This is a genomic window from Cognatilysobacter tabacisoli (genome assembly GCF_003586305.1).
GTDB lineage: Bacteria > Pseudomonadota > Gammaproteobacteria > Xanthomonadales > Xanthomonadaceae > Cognatilysobacter_A > Cognatilysobacter_A tabacisoli.
In genome coordinates this window covers 1-543 of sequence record NZ_QXJI01000010.1, presented here as the reverse complement: position 1 = coordinate 543, position 543 = coordinate 1, and the positions used below count along the sequence as shown (strand labels likewise).

1 protein-coding gene is annotated in these 543 nt (G+C 69.6%); it reads left to right on the top strand.

Annotated elements, in window-relative coordinates:
- Nucleotides 1-540, top strand: a 540-nt coding sequence (locus D3A60_RS14420) for an OmpA family protein (protein WP_157981504.1), incomplete at its 5' end; no start/stop codon positions are given.
- Between the last annotated feature and the right edge of the window lie 3 nt (nt 541-543).

Sequence of the window (543 nt, the reverse complement as noted above, 5' to 3'; positions counted from 1 at the left end):
GACGTGCTGGCTTCGGTCGGCGTGATCATCCCGCTCGGCGCCCCGGCTGCTCCGCCGCCGCCGCCGGCCCCGGCCGCCCCGAACTGCGCCGATGGCGACGACGACGGCGACGGCGTGAACAACTGCGACGACAAGTGCCCGGGTTCGCAGGCTGGCCAGACGATCGGTCCGGACGGCTGCCCGGTGCCGGTGTCGCTCGACCTGAAGGGCGTGAACTTCGACTTCGACAAGTCGACGCTGCGTCCGGATGCGGTGGCGATCCTCAACGAGGCCGTGCAGATCTTCCAGCGTTACCCGGAGCTGCGTGCCGAAGTGGCCGGTCACACCGACCAGTGCGGTTCGGATGCCTACAACCAGTCGCTGTCGGAGCGTCGCTCGCGCGCCGTGTACGACTACCTGACGACGAACGGCATCGACGCCGCTCGCCTGTCGGGCCCGAACGGCTACGGCGAGAGCCGTCCGCTCGAGGACCTGGGCCAGACGCTGCCGGGCTGCAAGAGCGAGCGTAACCGCCGCACCGAGCTGAACGTGCAGAACTAAGCG